Origin of the sequence: Bradyrhizobium oropedii (assembly GCF_020889685.1) — a bacterium.
GTDB lineage: Bacteria > Pseudomonadota > Alphaproteobacteria > Rhizobiales > Xanthobacteraceae > Bradyrhizobium > Bradyrhizobium oropedii.
The window spans coordinates 1-8915 of the sequence record NZ_JACMYO010000270.1 but is presented as its reverse complement, the minus strand read 5'-3'; the positions used below and the strand labels follow the sequence as shown (position 1 = coordinate 8915).

The window sequence follows — 8915 nt, the reverse complement described above, 5'->3', positions numbered from 1 at the left end:
CGGAACGGGCGGCACCGGCGGCGGCCGCCAGTTCGCCGGCATCGTCGGCTCCTCCTCGACCGTGATCACGGCCGACGACATCGCGCATTCGCCATCGCAATCGCTGCCGGAAATCCTGGCGCAGGTGCCCGGCGTTCAGCTGCAATCGCTTTACGGCGGGCCGAACGGCGCCAAGACCTTGGTCGACCTGCGCGGCTTCGGCGCGTTCGCCTCCGACAACACCCTGTTCCTGCTCAACGGCCGCCGTCTCAACGACGTCGACAAGGCCGGCTTCGATCTCACCACGATCCCGCTCGATTCGATCGAGCGGATCGAGATCACGCGCGGCAACAGCGGCGCCGTGCTCTATGGCGACAACGCGGTCGGCGGCGCCGTCAACATCATCACCAAGACCGGCGCCGGCGGTCCGCCCGCCACGATGCGCGCCGAGGCCGGATACGGCTCGTTCAACACCCGCATGGCCGCGGTCTCTGCGGCGCTGAATTCAGGACCGTGGTCGACCTCGTTCTACGGCAACGGCATCAAGTCCGACGGCTACCGCGTCAACAATGCTCTCGACCAGCGCAATGCCGTCGGCAACGTCAACTACACGACATCAGATCTCACGGCCTTCCTCACCGTCACCGGCAGCGACCAGAAGCTCGGCCTGCCCGGCGGACGGTTGGTCGATCCGTCGATCGGCGTCAACGAACTGCTCACCGATCGCCGCGGCGCGGCCACGCCCTTCGACTATGCCAACCAGCAGACCTCGAGCGTCACGGCCGGCTTCACCAAGACACTGATGAACGGCGTCGACCTCATCGTCGACGGCGGCTGGCGGCAGCGTGAGACGCAAAGCGGCTTCTTCGGCACCGTGCCGACAATCAGCTTCGCCTCGACCTACAATGACGCGGCGTTGCAGACCTGGTCGCTCACGCCGCGGCTCAGCGTCAAGAACGTCGTGCTGGGCATGCCGTCGACGATCCTGACCGGCATCGACTATTACGATTCGACCTTCCGCGAGGCGCGCGGCGCCTACCAGGGTGTCGCCCCCTACCACATCTACAACATCGGGCAGCAGACCGTGGCCGGGTACTGGCAGCATACGATCGGCCTGCTGCCCACCACCGATGTCTCCTACGGTGCCCGCGTGCAGAACACGAACGTCTCGGCGCGAGATCGCTACGACCCGAACGCGCCGTTCGCTTTCGACACCCAGGCGGCGCCGCTCGACAGCAACGAGACGCAATACGCGCTGCACGTCGGTGTCGAGCATCGCTTCACCGACACTTTCTCGGTGTTCGGCCGCGCGGCGCGCGCATTCCGTACGCCCGATGTCGACGAGCGCGTCGCGTCGGGGCCGTCCTTCGACCCGCTGACCTTCGCCCCGATCCCGCAGAACTTTCAGCTCAAGACCCAGACGTCGCAGGACGTCGAGGGCGGCTTCCGGGTCAAGACCAATCTGTTTCAGGTCCAGACCAGCGTCTATCTGATGGATCTCGAGAACGAGATCCATTTCAACCCGGCGCTGTTCTACAACGTCAACCTCGACCCCACCCGCCGCTACGGCAGCGAAACCAGCGCCTCGCTGAAAGTCAGCGACACCGTCACCCTGCGCGGCGGCATGGCGATCACCCGTGCGGTGTTCCGCGAAGGCATGTGGGCCGGCAACGACGTGCCGCTGGTGTCGCGCTATACCGGCAATCTCGGCGTGACCTGGAGTATCTGGCAGAACTATCTGGTGTTCGATGCCACCGTGCGGGCCTGGAGCGCGCGCATCATGGACAACGACCAGGCCAACACCCAGAGCAAAATTCCCGGCAACGCCACTGCCGATCTGAAGCTAAGCGGACAGGTTGACCGCTTCTTCTGGTCGCTGAGCGTGAACAATCTGTTCAACGCGCTCTACTACGACTACGCCATCGCGAGCTCGTTCACGGCGGGTCGCTTCTCGGCCTATCCGCTGCCCGGCCGCACCTACATGGTCAAGGCGGGTGCGACGTTCTAAGCGGTCCAGCGCAGCGGGGTGTGACCCCGCCGCATCGTCTCCTCACGTTACAAGCGCCACCAAACTGGTTAGAATTCCGGCAGCTGATTTGACCCGTGCAGGGGAAACGCATGGCCAAGGCCGGAAAGACAAGCAAGGGCGGCGCCAAGATCAAAGAGAAGACCGACGACAAGTCGAAGGCGCCTCCGCCGCCTGCATCAAAGCAGGACGACGACTATTACGAGGACGGCGACATCGCCACGCCGAAGATCGACCGCTACGGCAATGATGACGAGCCGTTGTGAGGGATAAGCGATATCCATCCCCATGTCGTCCCGGCGAAAGCCGGGACCCATAACCACAGGGTCGGGTTGTTGAGATAGGCTGTGGCCCCAGCGGTATGCAATAATCGCTAGCAGTGGTTTTGGGTCCCGGGTCGCGCTTCGCTTGCCCGGGACGACGTGGGGATGGAGTTAGGCGAAATCCTCGCTCTCGATCTCTGCAATACTCCCGCGATCGAGCAGATGCGCGCCGAAGCCGCCGCGGGCCAGCGATGAGGCGATCGGAGGCGATGCCAGCAGCAGCGCGGTGGTCATAGCCAGCGGCACGGCACTGAGCCAATCGAGCCGCACCGGCGTCAGCTCTTCGCTGCTTCCGCGATAGAGGCCTTCGCCCGCGGCGATGCGGCCGCATTCCCTGATCAGGTCGCGCCGGGTGCCGTCGCGCGACGCGCTGCCGAGCAGTGCCTGCATAGCGAGATGAGTCCGCACCCCGGCGCGACTCTCGGCCAGCGGCACCGGCGTCTGGCCAAGCGAGACGCGCAGCAGGAGGCCGACCAGATCGATGCCCGACTGGTACGCATTCATGGGCTCGACCAGCCGCGGGTTGCAGTCGATCAGGAGCGGCGTTGCGCTGTCGAGCGGCATGATGACGTCGACCGAGAGCGCGCCGTGCCAGCCGAGATGCACGCCGATCGCCTCGACACAGGCGCGGATCGCCGGCCGGCTCACGCTTTCCTTGATCGCCTCGCCGCCGCCGATGCCGGCCGCGATCTGCCGGTAGGCGTGGAAGCCAGTCAGCGTGCCGCGGCAGAACACCGACTGGGCTTTCTCGACCGTGCCGGTGATGAGGTCCTGCGCCAGCACCCCGCCGGCAAAATCACCTGATGATTCCAGATCGTAGAGCGCGCGATTGAGATCGCTGGCGTCGCGCACGAACCAGATGCCGCGGCTCGCGGTGCCGACCGACGTCTTGACCACGGAAGGAAACCGCAGGCCGTCGCGCAGCTCTTCGGCCGAGCTCACGATCCGGGTCGGCGGCTGCGGCAGGCCGAGTTGGTCGAGCAGACGGCTGAAGCCGGCCTTGCTGTGCACGGCGCGATAGGAGGCGAACTCCGGCAGCGCCAGGCCGATACGTGGCGTCAGCCGCGCCGCGGCGCGGGCGAACAGGAATCCCTGCTCGTGGGTCGGCAGCAGCACATCGAAATGCTGCGACGCCAATAGCCGCTCGACGAAGCGGAGGTAGCCGGCCGGATCTGACCGCAAAGGCGGACAATGGTGATATTTGCGGACAAAGCGCGAATAGCGCGCCAGGCACCAGCGCGAGGGATCGCAGACCTCGACGTGATGGCCGGCCAGCCCCAGGATCGTGATCGCCTCGCGGCCCGAGGTGCTGGAGCCCTCTGACACAAGCACCTTGAGCTGCTTTTTGGCGTCGATCATAACCGATCATCACCGCGCCGCCGCACTTTGTCGCCGCTTTTAATGCCGCATGTGTCGATCCGGCACGCCCGCGCCGGGGGCAGCCATGCGCCTGCGTTCATGGACAATTAGCGGCCAGTCTCTATTTTCGGTGGGCCCTCGCCGGGTATTCCTTTTTGTTTGACGCGTTTTCTTCACGCGAACCGGTGCCCACTTCGCTCGAAAACGCTCTGGAAGAACGGGTTGTTTCTGAAATGGTCGACATTCTGGCCGCACCGCAGCAAGCGAGAGCCGACAGCGCAGTGCGCACCCTGACCGGGATCTCTGTCGCCCATTGGGTCAGCCATTTCCATATCTTCGTGCTGCCGATGCTGTTCCCGTTCCTGAAGCAGCAACTCGGCGTCGGCTATGTCGAGCTCGGCCTGGCGCTGACGGTGTTCGCGGTGGTCTCCGGCCTGACCCAGGCGCCGATCGGCTACCTCGCCGACCATATCGGCGCACGCAAGATCCTGCTGATCGGGCTCACCATCGGCGGCTGTGCGCTGATCGGGCTCGGCCTGCATCTCAGCTACACCTCGCTGATCGTCTGCGCCGTGCTGCTCGGCCTCGCCAACAGCGTCTATCATCCGGCCGACTATGCGATCCTCTCGGCCCATATGGACGAGGCGCGGATGGGCCGCGCCTTCTCGATCCACACCTTTGCCGGCTTCCTCGGCGGTGCGGTGGCGCCTGCGATCATGGCGGCGCTCGTCGCCTCGATCGGCGGCCTCGGCGCGCTGATCGTCGCCGGCGCGGTCGGACCGCTGGTGGCGCTGTTTCTGATCGTGCTCGGGATTCCCGATGCCGGCGCCAACAAGAACAAGCCGAAGGACGACACCGCGCAGAAGGCCAGCGTGATCACGCCGGCGCTGATGGTGCTGACTGCCTTCTTCACGCTGCTCAGCCTGTCGACCTCGGGCATCAACAATTTCGGCGTGGTCGCGCTGATGGGCGGTTACGGCGCGTCGTTCTCCACCGCCAACATCGCGCTGACCGCATTCCTCGGCGCCAGCGCTGCAGGCGTGCTCGCCGGCGGCTATCTCGCCGACTGGACCCATCGCCACAGCCAGCTCGCCGCGGCCTGCTTCGCGGTCAACGCCGTGCTGGTGTTGCTGATCGCGCTGCTGAAGCTGCCGCCGGTGGCGCTGACGCTCGCGATGGGGCTTGCCGGATTCCTCGGCGGCGTGATCGCGCCGTCCCGCGACATGATGGTGCGCAACGCAGCGCCTCCCGGTGCTGCCGGCCGCGCCTTCGGCATCGTCTCCACCGGCTTCAATTTCGGCGGCATCGTCAGCCCGCTGCTGTTCGGCTGGATCATGGACCAGCACATGCCGCATTGGGTGTTCGGCGCCTCGGTCGGCTTCATGGTGCTGACCGTGCTGCTTGCGCTGGTCACCGAACGCAAGCCGCAGGCCTCCGCGGTTGCAGTCCAGCCGCAGCCCCGTTAGCGCAAACCGCGCGGAGCGGCTGCCGCAGCAGGACTCACCGGCCCCAGAATGCCGGCGTCGTCTTGAACCGCCGCCAGCTCTTGCGCAGCGCTTTCGCGACCGCGATCTGATCGCGGGCCAGCCAGCCGGCCATCGCGCCGATACCAAGATGAAGCTCAGGCCGGTCGTCCTGCGCGATGGTATGGAGCAGCACGCGCGTGCTTCCGATGTCGCACACCCGCCCGAGACTGGCCTGCAGCCCGGCGAGCCGCTTCACATAGCGCTTCGCCGGCGCGTGGGCGGCATAGAGCGGCAGGAAGAACTCCGCCGCATAACGCAACTTCTTGAGGTTGATCCTGAGATTGTGCTGCGCGTGGATATCGAGCCGCCGGAAGCGCGCACCACGCTTCAACGTCTTGCGATGCAGCCGTTGCAGGATTTGATCGGCAAGCACCGGCATGGGCTGCGACAAGATCGCCAGCGCTTCGCTGTCGATCTCGTTGCGCCAGCTGCGGCGCTCCACCAGCTGCCCAAGGGAGAGCAGGAAGCGGCTGCATCGGGGATCGGCCAGAACGCCTTGCAGGTTACCGTAGCTTGACTTCTGGCGCTGCTCGACCGCCTTGCGGAGGCCATCCAGGTCGATGTCCGGAACCGCACTGACCAGGCGGGTGATCGTCGTTTCGGCGAAGACGTCCCAATCCCGGGCCTGGCCGAGTTGGCGCATCAGCCATTTTGCTTCGCTGTTGACCGCCAGGAATGCCGGCGATGGTATATCGCGCCGGAACAGCGCACAGATCGTCCGCAAGCGCCGCAAGGCCACGCGCATCTGGTGCACGCCTTCGGGGTCCGATCCCTGCTCGGCCACCGCGTGATTCTTCAAAAGATGATGCCAGCAGGAACCGACCAGCAATGCGATGACGTCGTCGACCGCGAGCTCCGCGGTGATGCCTGACAACTCGGCCTTCGCTGCCGATGGCGCGGCATCGAACGCGAGCGCATAGCCGCGTTCCGCCTTGCTGCGTGTGCCGATCTGCAACGGCGCAGCATCGAGCAACTGCGTTCCCAGGTCGAACAGGACAGCGGCATTGCCGCTCTTCAGTTCAAGCTCGATTTCCGACAGGACCTCCCGACGCGCATCGGCCTCGATCGTCCCCTCGTCGAAAGCGACTTCAACCGATGCATCGGGCAGATCGAGCTGCCGCGCGTGCCGGCGTACCTTGGTCGCGAAAACCGCTACCAGCGCGTCGTTGCTCAGCGCCGCCACGGGATCGCCGACCTCGTCGGCGGGGAGCAGCCTCAGATCAGGGACGATGCCGTCAACCGGCATTTCCCATTGGCGTCGCATCAGAGGCTGCGCGGGATCGGGGGCAAGTTTCAGCGTCTGGATGAAGTTCTGGCCGCTGCGTCGCACACGCAGCGACATGCCATGCTGAAACAGCAGTCGCTCCGGCGTGTCGTAATACACCGTTTCCAGCCGATGAAATGCGCCGCGATTGCGCGCGTGCTGCACGATGCAGGGTGCATCGCGTAGCTTTTCGAGGCTTCCTTGCGGCGCGAGCAGCTTGAGCTCGACTTCCGCTTGATCGCCATGCCTGACGGCAATGGCAGTGCCCGCATCGGTCACGACCGGCCGCCGTCCATTCAATGATATCGCCCCCGGCATGGTCTATGAAGGTTTCATGACAATGACAAGGCATATCGCGCCATTGCAGCCTGCATTGGCCGCGAATTGTATCTAAAACCGCGCCTTTAAGTTGGATTTGGCCGCATCGCCATCCAAGCGCGAGAAGCGCGCTGCGCGGGCGCGAAGCGTTATGCGCAGCAGGAATTCATTCCGATCACCGCGACAGCACCTGCTTCAAGAGCGGCTCGATCCGCGACAGCTCATCGAGATGAACCGCAGACAGTTCGGCAAGATGATCGGCCGCGAGACCTGTTAGCTTCAGCCGCTGGTCGGCGGGGTCAAATTTCCGCAACGCGCAATCCCCACTGCCAAATCACCGCCGGCGCATCCCAGAGCTTCACCGGCGATGGTTGACAGCATCAAGGGCTCACCCATGATGCCGGACAACCAAGAACAGCCTCGGGATGAAACGCCATGACCTCGACCCCAGACCTCGTGATCCGCGGCGGCAACATCGCCGACGGCAAGGGCGGCGACCTCTATGAAGCCGATGTTGCGATCTCAGGCGGCAAGATCACCGAAGTCGGCAAGGTCGCGGCAAAAGGCAAGGAAGAGATCGACGCCCGCGGCAAACTGGTGGCGCCCGGCTTCGTCGACGTCCACACCCATTACGATGGCCAGGTGACCTGGAGCCAGGACATCACGCCGTCGTCGCAGAACGGCGTCACCACGGCGATCATGGGCAATTGCGGCGTCGGCTTTGCGCCGTGCCGGCCGAGCGACCACGGCAGGCTGATCCAGTTGATGGAGGGCGTCGAGGATATTCCCGAGCCGGTGCTAAGCGCCGGCATTCCCTGGGCGTGGGAAAGCTTTCCCGACTACATGGAGTGGCTGTCCAAACGTAGCTTCGACATGGATATCGGCGCGCAGCTGCCGCACGCGGCACTCCGCGTCTATGTGATGGGCGAACGCGGCGCGCGCCGCGATCCCGCAACGGTGGAGGACAACAAGGCGATGGCGGCGCTCGCCGGTGATGCGGTGCGTGCGGGCGCGCTGGGCTTCTCGACCTCGCGCACGCTCAACCACCGCACCTCGACCGGCGACTACACGCCGACGCTGAAAGCGGGCGAGGATGAGTTGACCGCGATCGCCGGCGCGATGCACGGCGTCGGCCGCAGCGTGCTGCAATTCGTGCTCGACCAGAGCACCGTGCACGAAGACCTGCCGATGATGCTGCGGGTCGCCGAGAACACCAGATGCCCGATCTCGTTCTCCGTCGCGCAGGCCGACAAGGCGCCGCGGCGCTGGCGGCAGACGATGGACACCATCAATGAAGCCGCCGCCCGCGGCCTGTCGATCACGACCCAGATCGCGGCGCGCCCGGTCGGGCTGCTGCTTGGGCTGGAATTGTCGCGCAACCCGTTCCAGACCCATCCGAGCTATCGCGAAATCGCGAAGCTGCCGCTGGCCGAGCGGCTGACACATCTGCGGCGGCCCGAGGTACGCGCCGCGATCCTGAGCGAGAGCGCAACCGCAACCGACGATCCGCTGTTCTTCCGGCCGAACTACGACAAGATGTACCTCTTGGGCAATCCGCCGGACTATGAGCAACCGCCGGAGAACGCGCTCGGCCCGCAGGCGCGCCGCCAGGGCCGGCAGCCGGAAGAGCTCGCCTATGACGCGATGCTGACCGACGAAGGCCGCGGCATGCTCTATGTGCCGTTCCTGAATTACGCCGACGGCAATCTCGATGCCGTGCACGAGATGCTGCGCGAGCCGAGCGCCGTGCCCGGACTGTCCGACGGCGGCGCACATTGCGGCATCATCTGCGACGCCAGCTTCCCGACCTATCTGCTGACGCACTGGACGCGCGACCGCAGCCGCGGCGAGAAGCTCTCGATCCCGTTCGTGATCGCGGCGCAGTCGCGCAAGACCGCGCTGTCGGTCGGCCTCACCGACCGCGGCGTGATCGCGCCGGGCTTCAAGGCCGACGTCAACGTGATCGACTACGACCGGCTGCATCTGCATCCGCCGAAGGTGCATTACGACCTCCCGGTCGGCGGCCGGCGCCTGTTGCAGCAGGTCGACGGCTACGATGCCACCATCGTGTCGGGCGTCGTGACGCAGCGCGCGGGGCAAGCCACCGGCGCGCGCCCGGG

General features: G+C 65.5%; 7 protein-coding genes. 4 read left to right on the top strand and 3 right to left on the bottom strand.

The genetic code is table 11. The features are described 5' to 3' along the window. Both H8A95_RS39750 and H8A95_RS39745 read left to right on the top strand, forming a co-directional pair. The coding region (locus H8A95_RS39750; RefSeq protein ID WP_229187999.1) for a TonB-dependent receptor at positions 1-1987 on the top strand (1987 nt) is incomplete at its 5' end. A 110-nt stretch (positions 1988-2097) separates the two neighbouring features. After that, positions 2098-2271: a hypothetical protein gene (locus H8A95_RS39745; RefSeq protein WP_229187998.1), complete on the top strand. Its 174-nt coding sequence runs from the start codon at positions 2098-2100 to the stop codon at positions 2269-2271. A gap of 168 nt (positions 2272-2439) precedes the next feature. Here the strand turns inward: H8A95_RS39745 and H8A95_RS39740 are convergent, their stop codons facing one another. Beyond that, positions 2440-3687 (bottom strand): ATP-grasp domain-containing protein, encoded by a 1248-nt coding sequence (locus tag H8A95_RS39740; RefSeq protein ID WP_229187997.1) that lies wholly within the window; start codon positions 3685-3687, stop codon positions 2440-2442. A gap of 233 nt (positions 3688-3920) precedes the next feature. Here H8A95_RS39740 and H8A95_RS39735 point away from each other — a divergent pair, with 233 nt between their 5' ends. Further along, positions 3921-5153 (top strand): MFS transporter, encoded by a 1233-nt coding sequence (locus tag H8A95_RS39735; protein WP_229187996.1) that lies wholly within the window; start codon positions 3921-3923, stop codon positions 5151-5153. A 34-nt stretch (positions 5154-5187) separates the two neighbouring features. Here H8A95_RS39735 and H8A95_RS39730 read toward each other — a convergent pair whose 3' ends face one another. Continuing rightward, positions 5188-6756 carry a CYTH and CHAD domain-containing protein gene (locus H8A95_RS39730; RefSeq protein ID WP_229187995.1) on the bottom strand — a complete coding sequence of 523 codons (1569 nt, stop codon included), beginning with the start codon at positions 6754-6756 and terminating at the stop codon, positions 5188-5190. 214 nt (positions 6757-6970) lie between these two features. After that, a complete protein-coding gene (locus H8A95_RS39725) occupies positions 6971-7108 on the bottom strand; it encodes a hypothetical protein (protein ID WP_229187994.1) in 138 nt (45 codons plus the stop codon). Between the two features lie 122 nt (positions 7109-7230). On the opposite strand from H8A95_RS39725, the gene H8A95_RS39720 reads away from it, so the two are divergent. Beyond that, positions 7231-8915: N-acyl-D-amino-acid deacylase family protein (locus H8A95_RS39720; RefSeq protein ID WP_229187993.1), on the top strand; the 1685-nt coding region annotated here is incomplete at its 3' end.

What these genes read in the sequence shown, in the direction of transcription:
- H8A95_RS39745 (WP_229187998.1), top strand. Translation starts at nt 2,098, where the DNA reads ATGGCCAAGGCCGGAAAGACAAGCAAGGGCGGCGCCAAGATCAAAGAG.
- H8A95_RS39740 (WP_229187997.1), bottom strand. Translation starts at nt 3,687, where the DNA reads ATGATCGACGCCAAAAAGCAGCTCAAGGTGCTTGTGTCAGAGGGCTCC.
- H8A95_RS39735 (WP_229187996.1), top strand. Translation starts at nt 3,921, where the DNA reads ATGGTCGACATTCTGGCCGCACCGCAGCAAGCGAGAGCCGACAGCGCA.